The sequence below is a fragment of the Gardnerella vaginalis genome (genome assembly GCF_040427915.1).
GTDB lineage: Bacteria > Actinomycetota > Actinomycetes > Actinomycetales > Bifidobacteriaceae > Bifidobacterium > Bifidobacterium vaginale_C.
This window is the reverse complement of sequence record NZ_JBETXJ010000002.1, coordinates 104,772-122,855: the sequence shown is the minus strand read 5'-3', so window position 1 is coordinate 122,855 and position 18,084 is coordinate 104,772. Positions and strand designations below refer to the sequence as shown.

The window sequence follows — 18,084 nt, the reverse complement described above, 5'->3', positions numbered from 1 at the left end:
AGGCGGCGTGCGCATGCAAGACGATGAAGACCTTAAGAATCTAGATAGCATAGTCGAGATTCCAGAAGATGCTTTCACGTCGAAAGAGGCTAGGGAAAAAGCTGGTTTTAAGTCCAGTTTGCAAGAAGTATCGCAAAAAGTATTCTCGCCAACAGTATCGCAAGAAAAGCAAACTGAGGCGCTAGGCGAATCGCCAGCAACCGAACTTAGTGTAGAAAACCACACCAATGGCTCTATGTCAAAAAACCGTTTTCTAGTTTGCTTAATATCGGTAATTGGCGTAATTTCTTTAATGGGTGGCTATATTCTGTTTGATTGTAAAGATCTTTTGCAAAATCGTTTTATTAATCAGCTTGAAATTGCTGCGCGTGATCATAAGACTTTTCAAAAGTTAACTAGCCCAAAACCTAAGAGATTAGCTAAATATGCCAGCTTGCTCAAGCAGGTGGATAAGAATAAGCCTGTTGACAAGTCATCTGCGGAAAAGATTTTGCAGGAATTTTTTGAATATCCAGGTCTTGGTCCTAATGCTTCAGCTGTTATTGCTGATGCAAACGGAAAGATTATAGCTGGTAAAAATGAAAATCTTGCTTTGCAGCCTGCGTCTACTATGAAAACGCTTACGGCTCTAGCTGCCTCGCATGTTCTAGACATGGGATCGACTCTTTCTACAACAGTTTATGCAAACTATGTTGGAAGCTCTAGAAATGCTGATTCTGCTGTATCTGGTGTGAAAAATGGTTTTGCTAGGCTCGTTCTTCATGGCGGCGGCGATATGCTGATGGGTGCTGCAACCAATGATCCAAATCATGTAAATGGTAGAGCTGGTCTTGAAACCCTTGCTATTAATACAGTGAATTCGCTTAAAAAACAAGGTGTAAAAGTTGTTGAGCTTGCTGTTGATGATTCCTTGTTTGGAGGTAAACGCTATCCTGATTTGATTCATGAAAACGATGAAGAAGGACGTTTTTATGCGCCAACATCGTCTTTAGCTGTTGATGAAGGCAGAGATCGTAATTTTGCAGCATGGGTGGCTGCTGGCAATGATGCTGATGACCCAGATGATTATCCACTTTTAGATCGGCATCCAGCTGTAAGTACGGGATTAATTTTTGCGAATCTGCTCAAAAAATTTGGTATTGACGTGAGAACTTGGAGCACTGATTCTGTAAAAATTGGCAAAACTTCCAAGATTGATGGATTATCATCCATATATGTTAGCTCTAAAAAACCGATGATTTCCTCTGATTTTAAGCAAATAGCCCGCGTTTCTTCTGCTCCACTTAACGAAATTATGGCATATATGCTAAGGCATTCGGACAATTCTATTGCGGAAGAATTTGGTCGTCTTACTGCGCTCGCTATGCGTAAAAGTAATTCTCCAGAAGGTGCCACAGATGCTGTACGCGATGTTTTGCGCGATTTAGGCGTTGATGTAAACGGATTGCACATGTCTGATTGTTCTGGGCTTTCACCTAAGTCCGCAGTTCGCGCTGTGACTCTTGTGCAAGTTCAGGCTCAGAATCTTAAAATCGGTAAAGGTGCTGCTGCAGCAGAAGGCCTAGCTTTACCTGGTGTATGGTGCACTTCGGCACGCCATCGTTTGTCAGATCCTTCGGCAGCTGGTTTACTGCGTGTTAAAACTGGTTTTCTGGGTGATGTGTCATCTATGGTTGGCAATGTTTCTAGAAGATCTGGTGGAGCATTAACTTTTGCTGTTGTTGTGAATCCGCCTGGAGACATTGGATACACCTTTACAGGCGTGAATAAGATGATGGCTGAGCTGACTAATCTTTAGCCTCGTTCGCCGCGCGAATCTACTTCGATTTTCCCGTGTTTTGTACGTGTTTTGGGTGGATTTTGGTACAAAATGCGGAAAAACCGTTCGCGCGCTGCGCTCTAAGCGCTCAGGCAGGTTGGAGTGTGCGCGCAAATAGTTATAGTCTGTGATTTCCTGCTTGCCGCATATCCGCCAGGCAGCGCTACAGGTTTTTGACCATGCCATTTTGTAATTAATTCGTCGATTGATTCTATATGATTTGACGAAAAGCGTATTCCAGCGGCGGTTAGCGCGCGGGCGATTATTCTGCGTCTTATAGAAGTGTGTTGTTTTGCTAAAGGTGATATTGCTATTTTTACTTCGTGTGCGCAAGAATCATAATTTTGCTTTAAAATCGTCTCTTTTTCTATTACGTCAACCTGAGAATTGATGTAATCTAAATCGTCTTGTGCAAATTTGGCACCTTTGGCAAGTAGTAAAGTCATGTCTGTAGCAAAAAACCGTGAAATATAAGGCATTAGAGTATGTCTTATTCTTGAGCGAAGAGGGTATGACTTTGGCAGTTCAACATCGCTTTGTGTTAAATCGCCGTTTGTTGGGTCATCCCACCACTCAATTCCCAAATCTTTGCAAATATTAGTTGTTTCAAGCCTTCTAATATTAATTAGCGGTCTAGCAAAACGTATTCCACATCGAACCGTAATATTTTTCATTCCAGCTACAGCTTCCAGACCTGCAGAGTCTCGTAAACCTATAATCACTGTTTCTGCTTGGTCGTCAGCTGTGTGCGCTAAAAGAACTGCGGATGCACCCAAATCCTTAGCCACGCCAATAATAGCAGTGTATCTAGCGTCTCTTGCTGCAGATTCTTCTCCTTTTTCGCCATCTTTAACTTGCACAGACTTAACGAATATAAGTGATTTATCTACTCCTAAACTTGCAACAGTGTTAGCAGCGTTTTGTGCAACTTTTGCGGATCCTTCTTGCATGTTGTGGTTCACTATAACCGCCGCACATCGAATACCTCTGCTCGCGCATACTTTGACTGCCAGCGCTGTTAATGCTAGCGAATCGCGTCCTCCAGAGCATGCTATTAGCACAATTGGTGCGTTTGGTAAAGCCAAATGTTGCCCGTGCTGCAAGAATTGTGGACCTTGCACTTCTAGCCCAAGATTATCGAAGCAGCGTTTTACTTCGCCAATTCCTTTACGCCAACTAGGTGAGTAAACCATGCTTATAGTCTAAATCATAATGCGTAAGTTGTAACACGTCCGTCATTCGTTTATGCAATCATAGTTAGCATGCAGATTGCTGATATAAGAGATGATATTGATTACGAATTGATCAGTCACGAAGAACTTATGAAGCGTATTCGTGAGGTTGCGGCTCAGGTTAGTAAAGACTACGAGAACCGCGATATTTTGCTTGTTGCAGCGCTTAAAGGTGCTGTGAACACGCTTGCTGTTTTCTCGCAGGAGCTTAGTCTTAATGCTCCTATGGATTTCATGAGTCTTTCTAGCTATGGCAGTGGCACTAAAAGCAGTGGTCAGATTACGGTTCGTGAGGACTTGACTACTGATGTTCGCGGACGGAACGTGCTTATTGTTGAAGATATTGTTGATTCTGGCAAGACTTTGGATTGGCTTGTTAAAGAGCTTAAGAGCAGGGGTGCTGCGAGTGTAAAGGTGTTTGCACTTCTAACTAAACCTGCTCGTCGCGAAGTTGAAGTTGATATTACTTACGTTGGATTCGAGATTCCAGATGCTTTTGTAGTTGGTTTTGGAATGGATTACGACGAAAAGTATAGGAATCTTGATTCTATCGCGGTTCTTAAGCCATCTGTGTATGAATCTTAAGTATTCTTTATTGATTTTGAGTAGTAATCTTAAGAAACTTTGGTTAGTCTTAAAAAATCTTGATTAATTTTATGTAATCTTGAATAATTAAGTACTGGATAATAGAAACTAAATAGTAGGATTTAATCCTAGTTTTAAGCATATTTCTATGTAAGGAGCCTTCAGAAGGATCCTGAAAGGAGCCTGATTATATGGGCGCTTCTCCAATGTCGCCTCGCGGACCTATGGGTGGACCTATGAAAAGTCCTTTGGGAGGTAATGGGAATAACCCGTTCCTTCCGCCTAATTTTGGGAAAAATCCAAATAGGAATAGTGGGAATAATAAGAACAATAAAAATAAGAACGACAATAAGAATCAGAATGGTAATGATTCGCAGAATGATAATAATCCTGATTCTCGTCGTAAGTTCTTTAAATCTCCTTGGACTTGGATTGTTCTTCTTGTGATATTGTCTGTAGCAGGATTCCAGATGTTTGTGCATAACAGTACACAAACAATTGATACGCAAGATGGCTTGGAGTTGCTTCATAAGCGTAGTGCAAATTATGTAGAGGTTATTGACAACAAACAGCTTGTAAAGCTTACGCTTGACAAGAAGTATGTTAAGTTCGATAAGCGCGATAAGCAGAAGCACGATTATGGAAAAGACGTGCAATTCTACTATACGATTGCTCAGAGTAAGACTGTTGTTCAGGATATTGAAAAAGCTAAGCCAGTTAATGGCTGGACTGTTAGCATGCAGTCTTCTAGCATAATTTCTTATCTGATCACATCTATGCTGCCGATTTTGATTCTGCTTGGACTTGTTTGGTTTATGTTTGGCAGAATGGCAAGCGCTGGCGGCGGAATGCTTGGAATGGGTGGCGGCCGTGGTCGCGGAAAGCTTTTGGAAGGTCAAACACCTAAGACTAAGTTTGCGGATGTTGCAGGCGAGCAGTCTGCTGTAGAAGAAGTTGAGGAGATTAAGGAATTCCTTAAGGATCCTTCTCGCTACAAGGCTTTGGGTGCGCGTATTCCGCGAGGTGTGCTGCTTTATGGCCCTCCAGGAACTGGTAAGACTCTTCTTGCGCGTGCTATTGCAGGCGAAGCTGGTGTGCCGTTCTATGCTATGGCTGGTTCGGACTTTGTTGAGATGTTTGTTGGTCTTGGTGCTTCTCGTGTGCGCGAGCTGTTTGATGAGGCTAAGAAGAACGCTCCAGCAATCATCTTTATTGATGAGATTGATGCCGTTGGTCGCCGCCGCGGTAGTGGTATGACTGGCGGACACGATGAGCGTGAGCAAACTCTTAATCAGCTGCTTGTGGAGATGGACGGCTTCGATAATGACACTAATTTGATTATTATTGCTGCTACGAACCGACCAGATGTGCTTGATTCTGCGCTTTTGCGCCCAGGTCGATTTGATCGTCAGGTTGCTGTGGAAGCTCCAGATTTGGAAGGCCGCGAGGCGATTCTTAAGGTCCACGCTAAGGGCAAGCCTTTTGTTCCAGACGTTGATCTTCATATGGTTGCTGTTCGAACTCCTGGATTTACAGGCGCGGATTTGGCTAATGTGCTTAATGAGGCGGCTTTGCTTTGCGCTCGCTCTGGTGCTCAGCTTATTGACAATCGTGCTATCGATGAGGCGATTGATCGCGTTCAGGCTGGCCCTAGAAAGAAGTCTAAGGGCATGGCTTTGGATGAGTTGCGTAACACGGCTTATCACGAGGGTGGTCACGCGCTTGTTGCTGCTGCTTTGCACCATACGGATCCTGTTACCAAGGTTACGATTTTGCCTCGCGGACGCGCTCTTGGATACACGGCTGTTATGCCAACTAGCGACCGCTATTCCCAGTCTCGAAATCAGCTGCTCGATCAAATGGCGTATGCTATGGGCGGCCGTACTGCGGAAGAGGTTGTGTTCCATGATCCAACTACTGGAGCTTCTAACGATATTGAGAAGGCCACTGCAATCGCTCGTAAGATGGTTGTTGAATATGGCTTCTCCTCTAAGCTTGGTGCCGTAAAGTGGATGGACGCTGATCAGGATTCATCTGGCTCTTTGGATTCTTTGCAATCGCGTAAGTTCTCTAATAAAACTGCAGAAGTGATTGATGAAGAAGTTCATAAGCTTATTGAAACGGCTCACACTGAGGCGTGGGAGATTATTAATAATAATCGTGATGTTTTGGATGAGTTGGTTCGTCAGTTGCTTGTTAAGGAAACGCTTAACGAGAAAGAGCTTGAGCAAATCTTCTCTAAGATTCGTAAGGCTCCAGAGCGCGATTTGTGGCTTTCTAATTCGGATCGTCCAGATTCGCCTCTTCCTCCTGTTGAGATTCCAGAAAGCTTGAAGCGAAATATTGGTGTTATTAAGGATGATGCCTCTGATGGTGATGCCTCTGATGGTAATTCTTCTAAGGATAATACTGAGGATAAGTCGCAAGCTGATTCTACAGATGAAAATAAAAGTCTAAAATAATAATTTAATTTAAATAATAATTTAATTTGACAATTTTACGCGCGGTGTTTAGCGATTATGCAAAGCATCGCGCGTATAATATTTTGGGAGGCGATTATGGACACAATTAAGTTAAGTGGTATTAAACCAAGTGATACTGATGCTTTTATTGGCTTATATACTCGCCTTAGTGTTGACGCTGTTTTGAGTTTAGATTTGAGGGCAGCGGTTGCTGGCGACTCTACCCAAACGGTTGATATTGCTCAGATTTCTAAAAGACTTAGCCGCGTTTTGGACTCGTGTGTTCAAGATGATGATATTGCTAAGAATTCTTCGATTTGTTTGGAGCTTACGGCTGGAAGGCTACTGGATTCAGCTATGAAATCTTGGCTTGTTAAACAGGCAGAGATTACTGTTAATGCGCAGTTTAAAGCTGATTTTAATGATGCTTCTTATGATTTACCTAACGCAGATGGCGTGTCTATTACGATTCGTAGGGTTGCAGATGACGTGGAAACATCGCAGATTTTTGGATTGGCGAATCCTACGGACGCGTCGCTTTTTGCGGCTGGGCAGAAGGAAAAATTACAAGATGAGAAGTTGAAAGATGAGTCGCCAGATAAGTCGCCAGCAACCAGCGATTCTAATTCTTCTTTAAATTCTGTCTATAGCCAATCTGCCTATAATCCAATTGTTACAACTGCAGTAGTGTCAATGCAGGGAGAAAAATCAGAGTCAACAAAATTCGCAATGCTAGATGTAATCACTAGTTTGGAGCAATCGAAAGAACCTATTTCAACTCAATTAGACGGCGTTTCTGCGTTATATCAGGTAAGCTCGGATAGAGGCGAAGAATATTCCGCAATAATAGTGGTATCTAGTACAATGGTAGAAGATGATTTAGCGCGTAAGATCAAGGAAATGCAGATTTCTCAAGAACAAAATTTGCGATTGAGAATTTTAGGCACGAGGCAATATGGATCTGATAGCTCAAACACAAAGACCATGGATTCAGATAGGCTTGATTCACCGCTAAATGCTGCACAATTGGAGCCATGGATGCAAATTGAGCCAGATGCTTCAATTGATGGAGAACCACTTGCGTACAAACTTGCGTTTGCACCAGATGCAGCGCGAGTCGGTATTTATTCAGAACGTTGGATTATGGGAGAGTGTTGATGAAAGCTTATCGCACGCCTTGGTGGTACTTTGTACTCGGGGTGCTATTCGGATTTGTATTCGGCGCATTCCTGGTGTCTATTACGGAATCAAGTGCAATATCGCTTTCTGGTGCGCCGTGGGTTGTTCTTGCGTTTATGACAATTGGTGGAATAGTTACCTTTATTCTTACTTGGCAAACGCATCAGTATGCTACCGCAAAGCCAGAAGAGCATAAGCATTTAAATATGCAGCTTGCTGTTGCAGCTCTTATGCTTGCAAAAGCGCTTGGAATGGCTGGAGCGATTCTAACTGGCTGGTATGCTGGGCAACTATTCATGTGTTGGCCGCATGCAAATATTCCGCTCTATTCCAACATTATTCGTGAATGCATTATAGCTGGAATAGTATGTCTTGTAGACATGATTATTGGTATTGTGGGTGAGTGGATGTGCCAACTTCCTCCAGAAGATGGTGCGGATGCATCAAGTGGTACTTCCGACAGAGCACAGTCAGCTGCTGCAATTTAAAAATTATTTAAAATATAAAATTTAAAAATATAAGTATAAAACCGAAATACAAAACATAAACACAAAATCTAAAATTTAAAAATCTGCTGTAATAATTTAATTTTGATTCAATTTTTAAGGATGGTATATTACTTTGGCTGAATTTATCTATCAGATGATTAAGGCACGCAAGTCTTACGGGGATCGCGTGATTCTAGACGACGTTACCTTAAGCTTCCTTCCAGGCGCAAAGATTGGCGTTGTAGGGCCTAACGGCATGGGTAAATCAACGTTGCTGAAGATTATGGCTGGTTTGGAGAATGTCTCGAACGGCGAGGCTTCGATTACGCCAGGTTATACCGTTGGAATTTTGCAGCAGGAGCCACCTCTCGATGAAACGAAGACGGTTGGCGAAAACATTAAGATGGCTTTTGGTGAGATTGCGCAAAAAGTAGCGCGTTTTAACCAAATCGGCGAAGAGATGGCAAATCCAGATGCTGACTTTGATGCGTTGATGGAAGAAATGGGTAAGTTGCAAACAGAGATTGATGCTGCAAATGGTTGGGATTTGGATTCTCAGCTTGAGCAGGCTATGGATGCTTTGCAATGCCCAGATCCAGATTCGCCTGTTTCTGTGTGCTCTGGAGGCGAAAGGCGTCGAGTGGCTCTGTGCAAGCTTCTTCTTGAAGCCCCAGATTTGCTGCTTTTAGACGAGCCTACAAACCATTTGGATGCTGAGTCTATTCTTTGGCTTGAACAGTTCTTGCACAAGTATGAGGGTGCTGTTATTGCTGTAACCCACGATCGCTACTTTATGGATAATGTAGCAGAGTGGATTTGTGAGGTTGATCGCGGCCAGCTTTACCCTTATAAGGGTAATTACACGACTTACTTGGAGACTAAAGCCAAGCGTATGGAGATTCAGGGCGCTAAGGATGCAAAGCTTGCTAAGCGCTTAAAGAATGAGTTGGACTGGGTGCGTAGCTCGCCGAAGGCTCGTCAAGCTAAGAATAAGGCTCGTTTGGAGCGTTACGACCAGATGGAGCAAGAGGCACGCAATTCTAAGAAGCTTGATTTTTCGGAGATTCAAATTCCAGCAGGTCCACGCTTGGGCTCGCAAGTTTTGGAAGCGAAGCATATTCACAAGGCTTTTGGCGATCGTGTGCTTATCGACGACTTGTCGTTTACTTTGCCGCGTAACGGTATCGTTGGCGTTATTGGTCCGAATGGTGTTGGTAAGTCTACGCTTTTCAAGACGATTGTGGGCTTGGAGCCACTTTCTGGTGGAGAGCTTACAGTTGGAGACACTGTAAAGATTTCTTACGTGGATCAGAATCGTGCAGGATTGGATCCTAATAAGAACTTGTGGGAAGCTGTTTCAGGCGGACTTGATTTTATTGAAGTTGCAGGCGTTGAGATTCCTACTCGCGCATACGTTGCAAGCTTTGGTTTTAAGGGTTCGGATCAGCAAAAGCTTACTGGCGTGCTTTCTGGCGGTGAGCGCAACCGCTTGAATCTGGCTTTGACGCTTAAGCAGGGTGGAAACTTGCTTCTCCTAGATGAGCCTACTAACGATTTGGATGTTGAGACGCTTGAAAGCTTAGAGAACGCTTTGCTTGACTTCCCAGGCTGCGCTGTAGTGGTTTCACACGATCGCTGGTTCCTTGACCGCGTTGCCACGCATATTCTTGCATGGGAAGGTGATGACGAGAATCCTGCAAAGTGGTACTGGTTCGAAGGTAACTTCCAGGCGTATGAGGAAAACAAGATTGCACGCCTTGGTGAAGAAGCTGCTCGTCCTCATCGCTTGCATCGTAAGCTTACTCGCTAAGTCGCGTATAACTCGTGTTATCAGAGTAAAACTGAATTAAAATCACGTATTGAGCTAAAAAGGAGAACAAATGCCGATACTTGATAAAAATGATTCTTCTAAAGTCCAAGAGTATGAGGAATTCATAAAGCATTCGCCTTACGGAAACGCTATGCAAGACATGCGTTGGGCAGATGTGAAAAGCAACTGGATTAGTGAATATGTTTATCTAGAAGAAAACGGTAAGATCACGGCAGCGATGTCTGTTCTCGGCATAAAAGCTGTTGATGATAAAATGTTCCTCTATGCTCCTCATGGGCCAGTAAGTGATTTTTATGATATAGAAACCACTAAGAAGCTAATTGAAGAAGCTAAGCCCCTTATTGAAAAGTACAATGCGTTTTTGCTGCGAATGGATCCTTGCGTTCAAAACGATCAAGATCTTGTTAATATGTATAGAGAGCAAGGCTTTACTTTTAGGAGCGATGGGGAAAAACTTCACTCTTTCTCCAATCCTCGCTATGAGATGATGCTAGACCTTGAGGGTAAGTCTACGGATGATCTTCTTGCTGGGTTTAGTGCAATGACAAGAAGGCATATAAGGGCTTCTTTAAAAGCTGGCGTTACATCTAGGTGGAGTCGTTCTCAGGAAGATATTGACAAGTTCTATGAGCTTACTGAGATTATGGCAAAAAGACATGGTATTACATACAGACCTAAAGAGTATTTTGAGAGGTTGCTTGCGGCTTATCCAGAAATGAGGATTTATAGCACGGACTATGAGGGTAAGACTATTGCGTGCATGATTGGTTTGCCTTATAACGGTGAATTATGGTACATGTATGGTGCTACTGCGACCATGCAGGGCAAGGTAAGCCCAGGGTATTTGTCTATATGGGATTTGATTCAGTGGGCGCATGAGCTTGGAATGAAGTACTTTAACATGGGTGGGGTGTTCTCGCTTGATGTTAGCGATGGTCTTTATTTCTTTAAGTATGGTTTCTGCAAGGCCACTGATCCGTTCATTTGGATTGGTGAGCTTGATATTGTTGCAGATGAGGATGCATACAGCAAGTTCGTTAATAGGTGATTGCCTGAGATTTGCTATTTCTATAGTGCTGTAGTGCGCGAGCTATATTGAATCTGGCGCAAAGTGTGTCACATGTCGTTCGTGTGCTACAGCGCGAGCTTGCGTCTTCGCCTGTTTTTGTTTCTTTTATCTTGCTTTTGTTTCTTTTATCCCGTGTTTGTTCCCAAAATCGCCAAATAAGTAAACAAACGTGGGCAAGTGTTCCCGCATTTGTTTACCAAATGGGTCAAAAAGGGAACAAACGCGGGGTAAGAAATAGGCAGAGTGAAGAGTGGTGGGGTAAATGAGCTTCTTGCTAAGTATCTTGCTGCAAAGGATACATTTGAGAAATGCGCTGTTGCAGATTCAGTAGAGCCAACTTTGGCAGAGAAGCAGAAGAAGGCTATTGCTAAGGTTTATACTGCTAAGCAGAAGGTTAATCAGGCTGAGCAGGATGTTGCTCATGCCAGTGAGGCTTTTGTTAATGCTTCTAAGAAGTTGAAGGCTGCTAAGGGTGAGCTTGCTAAGGGCGGTAATAGTGCTGTGAGAGTTTAAAAATTTTGTAAAGATTTTGCACCAAAATTGGTGCTTCAACGTTTTTTGTTATATGCTTATATCACAAATAAATCTTAAATCTTAATTTTGAATTAATTGTTATTGCAGATTTTTTATAAAAGGGCGTATATATGGTTTCTGTGAATATTCGAGCACTACGTCGCTCAAAAAAATTAACTCAACAAGAGTTAGCTGAAGCATTAGGAGTATCTCGTAACAGCATTGTGCGATACGAAAATGGTACAAGTGCTATTTCAACTAGGCTAATAGATAAAATTTGTGATAAATTCAAGGTTTCTTTTTTTGATATCGTAAATGAAAAAGAATTATCTGCATCTGATAAATACGATTTGAACATGAAGATTGAAGTTTTAAAGGAGCGTGGCGCACTTTTACTAGCTCGTTTATATAAATACGAGGATAGTATGAATATACAATTTGATGATTCTTCTAATGCGTGGATTGCGATTAGTGATGATTTATCAGATGTAATTAATACAAAGATTTATACATCTACAAATTTTGAAGATATAAATCGTTATGTTGGATATTTAGATGGCATAGAACGTTTGCTTGAATACGTAAGTTGCAATAAAAATAGTTAACAATCGTATAGAAACAATATGGGTAAGTGTGATTTTGCTATGGTTATAGAAGATTTTAGCGAAGAGTATTTTACTCACTGTTTGTTAAGAAATTTACGTTCTTTACAAATGTATAAGCATGCAGATTTGCATCCTAGGGCGGTTTTACTAGGTGGTCAAAGTGGTGCTGGTAAAACTACCATTCACATAGTAAAACAAAAAGAATTTAGCGGTAACATAATAATCCTTGATGCTGATAGCTATAGGACTCAACACCCTCATTATTGCGAGTTACTTGATAAATACGGTAAAGAAAGTGTTAAATATACGAGTGCTTTTTCCGCAAAAATGGTGAGAAGCCTAATTGATGAGTTAAGTTCTAAAAAGTATAATCTCATAATTGAAGGTACTTTGCGCAGTGTTGAAGTGCCTAGCAGCACTGCAAAAATGTTGATAGATCGCGGTTACCGTGTTTCTCTTGCTGTTATTGCAACAAAACCTGAATTGTCGTGGCTCAGTACACTGATTCGCTACAGGGAAATGTATTTGGAAGATCCTAAAAGTGCTAGGGCAACTCCTAAGGATCATCACGACAATATTGTGAACAATATAGTAGATAACTTGTTGAAATTAGAAAAATCGAAAATATTTGACAGAATTCAGATTTACAAGCGAGACGAAAAATGCATATATGATTCTGATTCGTATAAAAATAGTCCAAATATTACAGCAGCTAGTGTTCTTAAGGAAGTGCTCTTTGGCAAGAAAACTATTGATGAGAAAAAGTTGATTTGCCACGCTAAGAATAGGTTGAAGGAATTAGACAAGTTGATAGATAAAAGTTTGTAGAATTTGCAGAGACTTGCATTAGCGCGTCTGATTTGCGCGAGTGGGTTATTTTGTAGTATTTTCGTTTCTTTTATCCCGTGTTTGTTTCCAAAATCGCCAAATACGTAAACAAACGTGGGCAAGTGTTCCTGCTTTCGTTTACCAAAACACCAGATACGTAAACAAACGTGGGCAAGTGTTCCCGAGTTTGTTTCCAAAATCGCCAAATACGTAAACAAACACGGGAAAGTGTTCCAGCTTTTGTTTACCAAATGGGTCAAAAAGGGAACAAACACGGGGTAGTAGGTAGTCGGCAAAAAGTGTATCTAAAAATTCGAGTTTTCATTGAAATACCAAGAAAAACTCGGCGTAGTTAATAAAAAACGAGCACATTCACAATAAAAGTGAATATGCTCGTCTTTTTTTTTAAAAAATAGCTTAAAATCACCAAAAATAAAGGTTAATAAACCACTGACTTAAGCATTTGGTCTTTTGCCGTGATTTGCTGCCTTTTTGCGGCGTGCCTTGCGCTTACGTCCACGCATACCCATAATAAACTCCTAACGATTAAAATGAACAACCTTAGGGATTATCGCACATTGCCAAGACGTTCAAGCTTTTGTCTTTCGTCAGATGTCACATATCTGCAGCTATCACATATTCTCAATCAGAGGTGAAATCCTAAATTGGTTAACAACAGTTTCCTGTGGTGCTATAACAGTCAAGTCTGTTCCTGTGTTAAACGCATTCGCATACGCCGTCTGTGGTTCCACAGCAACTCCGCAAGGATGCTTGTCTGCAGGAAAACCAGTCGCAGTGCACACTTGGAATGATGTTACGCTTTTATCGCCTTTTACCGCTATTTGTAAGTCGTCAGCGCGCGTAAAAATCGCAGTAGCCCACTCATCGTCATCCCTAATTAAATCAGTCCAAGCATCATCAAATGGCTGATTAACCAAAAATGGGTTATCGCGTAAATCAAATCGCGTTCCGTCCACGCTTTCTGTACCAACTGGTATTAAACGTTCATTTGCGCGCACATGCGTTTTTGCAGGAAGCTTAAGCTTGCACTTAGAGTTTAGTTGATCAATCTCGTCTCCATGCCCTTGTAATCCGTTGCACAGCCAAGGGTGCATTGCGGCAGCCCATGGAGCATCATCATTGCCATGATTGGTTGTATTTAACGTTAAATGAATCCCATAATCGTCAAGCTCCCAAGTGGCTATGGTAACAATGTCAAAAGGATATCCTTCTATATTTGGTGATCGCCATAAAAGACTCACACTTGATTGTGTAACGCTTAAAGTTTGCCAGTATGAGCGGTATCCGTAGCCGTGCAAAGCTGTGTCTCTATCTCGCTCATCGATAGGCAGAGTATAAGACGCGTTTTGGAACTTGTAAGACGCTTTATTTACACGATTTGGGAAAGGAATCAGTATTTGTCCATTGAAGCAAGGCGGTAACTCGTCAGCCTCAAATGGCACAACAATATCACTATTTCTCCAAGTAAAATTGCGTAGTGCAGCCCCAAGTTGTGTTATTGTAGCCTTGTAATCTTTGTGGCAAATCGTGTATTGGTTACCTGTTCTCGGTGGTAGCGAATACGATTTCATAAATCACCCCTATGTGAAAACGTTTTAATACTTCTAATATAATTTAATACTTCTAATATAAATTGTATTACTTAAGCTAATATATCTGCTATGGTTGCGTTAAGCAAGCTGACTAAATCGTTTGGGTTTAGAACAACATCAAGACCGCGTTTGCCTCCAGAAACAAGAATCTCATCAAAGTGCATAACACTAGCATCCAGAACGGTTTCGTGATGAGTACGCTGACCAAATGGGCTGATTCCACCAACCACGTAGCCGCTTTCGCGTTGGGCTACATCTGGGCTTGTCATATTGGCTTTTTTGGCGTGTACCGCGCTAGCAATCGCCTTCATGCTTAATCTACCGTTTACTGGCACAATCCCAACTACGCGTTTTTCCCCAGTGTCTACCATAAGTGTTTTGCACACTTGTTCAGCATTTACGCCTAATTTTTGCGCTGCTTCCATGCCATACCCGTCATCCATGTGGTCTGCATCGTGCTCATAGTCAACAACGCGGAACGTAATTCCAGCGTTTTCTAACTGTGCGATTGCTGGCGTTGCTTTGCCTGTTGTAGCATGTTTTTTGCTCATTTTTACCCCCAGTGTGCAAAATGCTTTGCGAAAACCCCCTGCGATGAGTCACCGCAAGGGGTTTATAGCTTTATTTTAGCCTTATTGTGTTTCGCTAACTTTACTCAGCAATCTCAGCGAAGTAAAGCAAGGTGCGAATCATGTTAGCAGTAAAGCCGTACTCGTTGTCGTAGAAGGTAACGGTACGAGCCAAGGTAACGCCGTCAACAGTGTTAACATCGGTCTGAGTTGGATCGAAAACGCCACCGTGGGTGTCGCCGATGATGTCAGAAGACACGATGCTGTCAGCATTGTAACCGAAGTACTCGCAGTTTTCGAAAGCCTTCTTAAAGGCTTCATTGATTTCTTCAGTAGTAGCTGGCTTCTCGAGAACAGTGGTCAACTCGGTAACAGATCCATCTGGAACCTGAATACGCTGAGCATGACCCTGAAGCTTGCCGTTAACTTCTGGAACAACCTTGCCAATTGCCTTAGCAGCACCAGTGGAGTGCTCGATGGTGTTGCAAGCAGCAGAACGGTTGTTGCGTGGCTTGGAGCCGCGTGGGCCGTCGAGAATCATCTGGGTGCCAGTGTAAGCGTGGATTGTGGTCATGAAGCCAGACTTAATGCCCCAGTTATCCTGCAAAAGCTTAACCATTGCAGCCATGGAGTTGGTGGTGCAAGAGCCAGCGGACACAATGTTGTCGGTTGGCTTTAAGATCTCTTGGTTCACACCAAACACAACGGTTGGGGTGGTTTCGTCTTTAGCAGGAGCAGAGATAAGAACCTTCTTAGCTCCAGCGTTCAAGTGAGCCTGGGACTTTTCTGCAGAAGTGTAGAAACCAGTGCATTCGAGCACGAACTCAACGCCATCGTTCTTAACCCATGGAATATTGTTTGCGTCTTTTTCAGCGTAAACCTTGTAAGTCTTGCCATCTACGACGATTGCGTCTTCGGTGGAGGTAACCTCAACTGGGGTGCCGTCGTCGTGGCGGAAAGTGCCATGAGTGCTGTCGTACTTAAGCAAGTAAGCAAGCATCGAAGGAGTGGTCAGATCGTTGATGGCTGCGACTTCGATATCGCCAGCTTGACCGCCACGAGCCTGAAGCTCAAAAATACGACGGAATGCCAAACGGCCGATACGTCCAAAGCCGTTAATACCAATCTTGACTGTCATATGGGATCTCCCTTGAGTGAAACCTTAACGCATAGTTCTAGCGATTTTTCGCGATTTTTAACAATACGTTTTGGTCTTCGTTATTTAAACTAACACGTTCATTTTAATGTGCGGTATGTACGACGCATTGCGAGGCATTTTTGCTCTCTACACCGCAAATTTGCGATTATTTAGGCTATTTTGATGGCACAGCGAGAGCATTCGAAATGTTAGTGTTTATATCACCTAAATCTCCAACTGGTCGTTTAAACCAGCTGACTTGAGGCAGTGGAGCGTCTATAGGGAAGGTGATTACAAGCGTTCCTTCGTGAACGTCGATATGTGCAGGAGTATCGTTTAGTAACTCGTTGCTTAAGCCTTGAACAGCATCACCATACATAGTTGCGTGCTGAAGCTGATATTTAAGACCAGCCTCGTTCACATCGCTAGAAACAGGTGTGTGAGAAAACACAGACACCATGCGACCTTCGGGACCATTGGATGCAGGAAAGTCGAGAGAACCGTTGTGAATTGCGGTAACAATCGTGCCGTCTCCATACAAAAATCCTATTCCACCCCTAACTGCAAGGCGAACCATAAGCTGAATGTTTGAAATAGTGTGATCAACGCGACCACCTAAGCCGCCAAAAATATGGAATTCTCTAGAACCTTTAGCCCAGCCAACTTTAAGAGCAGAAAGCAAATCTGGATCATCTTTTTCGGCGGGAAGTCGCGTAATTGCAGCGTCTGTTGGAAGCTTTAAGCGCACAGAATCAAAGTCACCGATTAGAGCATCAACATGCAAGCCGAGTCTGCACGCATGATCCCAGCCACCATCTGCCGCAATAGTTAAAGCGCGATCAGGAACATGTTCGCGCGTATGGTCGTAATAATCTCCAGCTGCTAAAACAACGCAGCGCTTTAAAGGCTCCATAGTCACATAATATCGCGCGCGTGGAATTGCGTTTATTTTGCGTGTTTTGCTGCGATTTGTTTAGTATTTTTGAGCACGGTTGATTATTGTCATTGATTATTGTCAAGGCTCCAAGTAGAATAGATATTTGGCTTGAGTAATCAAGAAAGTGGTATATCCCACCTGGAAGCCCAAAGTGGTTTCGGGTTCATGACTTCGGTCACGTGGCATTTATTTATTGCCACAAAGCCGCACGACTATGAATTTAGGTTGCGTGCTTATTTTGATTGATGTGTGAACTTGAATTTATCTTTGCCTTTTGGTGTGCTGTTCCACTGTTTTAACAAGGATTGGAGTCATCATTAGCGACGAACCACGCATTAACGAAGAGATTCGCGTCTCCCAGGTACGCCTTATCGGTCCGAAAGGCGAGCAAGTGGGGGTCATCGCGACCTCGGTAGCGTTGAACCTGGCAAAGGAAGCGAACCTCGATCTCGTCGAGGTGGCACCTACTGCTAAGCCTCCTGTAGCCAAGCTTATTGACTACGGTAAGTACAAGTACAACGAGAAGATTAAGGCTCGTGAAGCGCGTCGTAATCAAAGCACAGCTGAGATTAAGGAAATTCGTTTCCGACTCAAGATTGATGATCATGATTTCGACGTTAAGAAGGGTCATGTTCTTCGATTCCTAAATGGCGGCGATAAAGTTAAAGTCACCATTATGCTGCGTGGTCGCGAGCAATCGCGTCCTATCGGCGGAGTTGAGCTATTGCGTAGGCTCGCAGATGAGGTTTCCGAAAGTGGAACTATTGAGTTTGCCCCTAAGCAGGAGGGTCGTAACATAATAATGACTCTCGCTCCTAAGGGCAAGAAGATTCATACTCAGTCTGAGCAGCGTCGTAGAGGCGCTGAATCGCGCGCAGAACGTCAGGCTCGCCAGGCAGCGCGTCTTGCAGCAAAGCAAGGAACTCAGGATGCGGCAGCAGTCGCAGCACAAGCTTCTGTAGAATCTGATCAGAATCATAAGGAGGGCAGCAATGCCGAAGATGAAAACTAATTCCGCAGCGTCCAAGCGCGTTCGCCTTACCGGCACTGGTAAGGTAATGCACGATGGTAGCGCAATGCGCCACAACTTGGAGCATAAGTCTGCTCGCAAGCGTCGTGCTTTGTCTGCAGATAAAGTTTTGGCTACAGCACAGAGCAAGAATCTCAAGGGCTTGCTGGCTAAGTAAGTTGCAGTAAAGCGAAGACGCAATTAAAG

General features: G+C 43.1%; 18 protein-coding genes. 12 read left to right on the top strand and 6 right to left on the bottom strand.

Translation table 11 applies throughout. The annotated features are described in order from the left end of the window. Window positions 1–13 precede the first annotated feature (13 nt). Window positions 14–1,798, top strand: coding sequence for a D-alanyl-D-alanine carboxypeptidase/D-alanyl-D-alanine-endopeptidase (locus tag ABVC65_RS00580; RefSeq protein ID WP_353582331.1), 1,785 nt, complete (start codon window positions 14–16; stop codon window positions 1,796–1,798). A 101-nt stretch (window positions 1,799–1,899) separates the two neighbouring features. On the opposite strand, the gene tilS is transcribed toward ABVC65_RS00580, so the two are convergent. After that, entirely contained in the window at window positions 1,900–3,012 is a 1,113-nt protein-coding gene (gene tilS / locus ABVC65_RS00575; RefSeq protein ID WP_353582330.1) for a tRNA lysidine(34) synthetase TilS, read from the bottom strand. A gap of 69 nt (window positions 3,013–3,081) precedes the next feature. Here tilS and hpt point away from each other — a divergent pair, with 69 nt between their 5' ends. From hpt to ABVC65_RS00530, 9 genes are all read left to right on the top strand, one after another. Further along, complete coding sequence (gene hpt / locus ABVC65_RS00570) at window positions 3,082–3,636, top strand: hypoxanthine phosphoribosyltransferase (protein WP_004112234.1); 555 nt, start codon at window positions 3,082–3,084, stop codon at window positions 3,634–3,636. A gap of 191 nt (window positions 3,637–3,827) precedes the next feature. Further along, window positions 3,828–6,098, top strand: a complete 2,271-nt coding sequence (gene ftsH, locus ABVC65_RS00565) for an ATP-dependent zinc metalloprotease FtsH (protein WP_004125448.1) — start codon at window positions 3,828–3,830, stop codon at window positions 6,096–6,098. A gap of 96 nt (window positions 6,099–6,194) precedes the next feature. After that, window positions 6,195–7,256, top strand: coding sequence for a dihydroneopterin aldolase (locus ABVC65_RS00560; protein WP_353582329.1), 1,062 nt, complete (start codon window positions 6,195–6,197; stop codon window positions 7,254–7,256). After that, window positions 7,256–7,765, top strand: a complete 510-nt coding sequence (locus ABVC65_RS00555) for a DUF3180 domain-containing protein (RefSeq protein WP_004122989.1) — start codon at window positions 7,256–7,258, stop codon at window positions 7,763–7,765. The genes ABVC65_RS00560 and ABVC65_RS00555 overlap by 1 nt, the downstream gene beginning before the upstream one ends. A gap of 133 nt (window positions 7,766–7,898) precedes the next feature. After that, on the top strand, window positions 7,899–9,575 hold the full coding sequence (gene ettA / locus ABVC65_RS00550) for an energy-dependent translational throttle protein EttA (RefSeq protein WP_004122991.1): 1,677 nt from the start codon (window positions 7,899–7,901) through the stop codon (window positions 9,573–9,575). A 70-nt stretch (window positions 9,576–9,645) separates the two neighbouring features. Next, complete coding sequence (locus ABVC65_RS00545) at window positions 9,646–10,644, top strand: lipid II:glycine glycyltransferase FemX (protein WP_353582328.1); 999 nt, start codon at window positions 9,646–9,648, stop codon at window positions 10,642–10,644. Between the two features lie 264 nt (window positions 10,645–10,908). Then, window positions 10,909–11,178: a hypothetical protein gene (locus ABVC65_RS00540; protein WP_353582327.1), complete on the top strand. Its 270-nt coding sequence runs from the start codon at window positions 10,909–10,911 to the stop codon at window positions 11,176–11,178. A 131-nt stretch (window positions 11,179–11,309) separates the two neighbouring features. Continuing rightward, the gene (locus ABVC65_RS00535) at window positions 11,310–11,783 is read left to right on the top strand and encodes a helix-turn-helix transcriptional regulator (RefSeq protein ID WP_004125429.1); all 474 of its coding nucleotides are present in this window, start codon (window positions 11,310–11,312) and stop codon (window positions 11,781–11,783) included. 18 nt (window positions 11,784–11,801) lie between these two features. Further along, window positions 11,802–12,611, top strand: coding sequence for a zeta toxin family protein (locus ABVC65_RS00530; RefSeq protein WP_353582326.1), 810 nt, complete (start codon window positions 11,802–11,804; stop codon window positions 12,609–12,611). Window positions 12,612–13,066: 455 nt separating this feature from the next. On the opposite strand, the gene ABVC65_RS06550 is transcribed toward ABVC65_RS00530, so the two are convergent. The 5 genes from ABVC65_RS06550 to ABVC65_RS00510 form a co-directional block, all read right to left on the bottom strand. Further along, window positions 13,067–13,141 carry a 50S ribosomal protein bL37 gene (locus tag ABVC65_RS06550; RefSeq protein ID WP_369803150.1) on the bottom strand — a complete coding sequence of 25 codons (75 nt, stop codon included), beginning with the start codon at window positions 13,139–13,141 and terminating at the stop codon, window positions 13,067–13,069. A 102-nt stretch (window positions 13,142–13,243) separates the two neighbouring features. After that, the gene (locus ABVC65_RS00525; protein ID WP_353582325.1) at window positions 13,244–14,203 is read right to left on the bottom strand and encodes an aldose 1-epimerase family protein; all 960 of its coding nucleotides are present in this window, start codon (window positions 14,201–14,203) and stop codon (window positions 13,244–13,246) included. Between the two features lie 71 nt (window positions 14,204–14,274). Continuing rightward, on the bottom strand, window positions 14,275–14,775 hold the full coding sequence (gene ybaK, locus ABVC65_RS00520; protein ID WP_353582324.1) for a Cys-tRNA(Pro) deacylase: 501 nt from the start codon (window positions 14,773–14,775) through the stop codon (window positions 14,275–14,277). A 100-nt stretch (window positions 14,776–14,875) separates the two neighbouring features. Further along, complete coding sequence (gene gap, locus ABVC65_RS00515; RefSeq protein ID WP_004117281.1) at window positions 14,876–15,931, bottom strand: type I glyceraldehyde-3-phosphate dehydrogenase; 1,056 nt, start codon at window positions 15,929–15,931, stop codon at window positions 14,876–14,878. 175 nt (window positions 15,932–16,106) lie between these two features. After that, window positions 16,107–16,844: a thiamine diphosphokinase gene (locus ABVC65_RS00510; RefSeq protein WP_004121210.1), complete on the bottom strand. Its 738-nt coding sequence runs from the start codon at window positions 16,842–16,844 to the stop codon at window positions 16,107–16,109. A 301-nt stretch (window positions 16,845–17,145) separates the two neighbouring features. Here ABVC65_RS00510 and infC point away from each other — a divergent pair, with 301 nt between their 5' ends. Next, window positions 17,146–17,880, top strand: coding sequence for a translation initiation factor IF-3 (gene infC, locus ABVC65_RS00505; RefSeq protein ID WP_013399724.1), 735 nt, complete (start codon window positions 17,146–17,148; stop codon window positions 17,878–17,880). After that, window positions 17,861–18,055, top strand: a complete 195-nt coding sequence (rpmI, locus tag ABVC65_RS00500) for a 50S ribosomal protein L35 (protein WP_004112988.1) — start codon at window positions 17,861–17,863, stop codon at window positions 18,053–18,055. Before infC ends, rpmI begins: the two co-directional genes overlap by 20 nt. The last annotated feature ends 29 nt before the right edge of the window (window positions 18,056–18,084 follow it).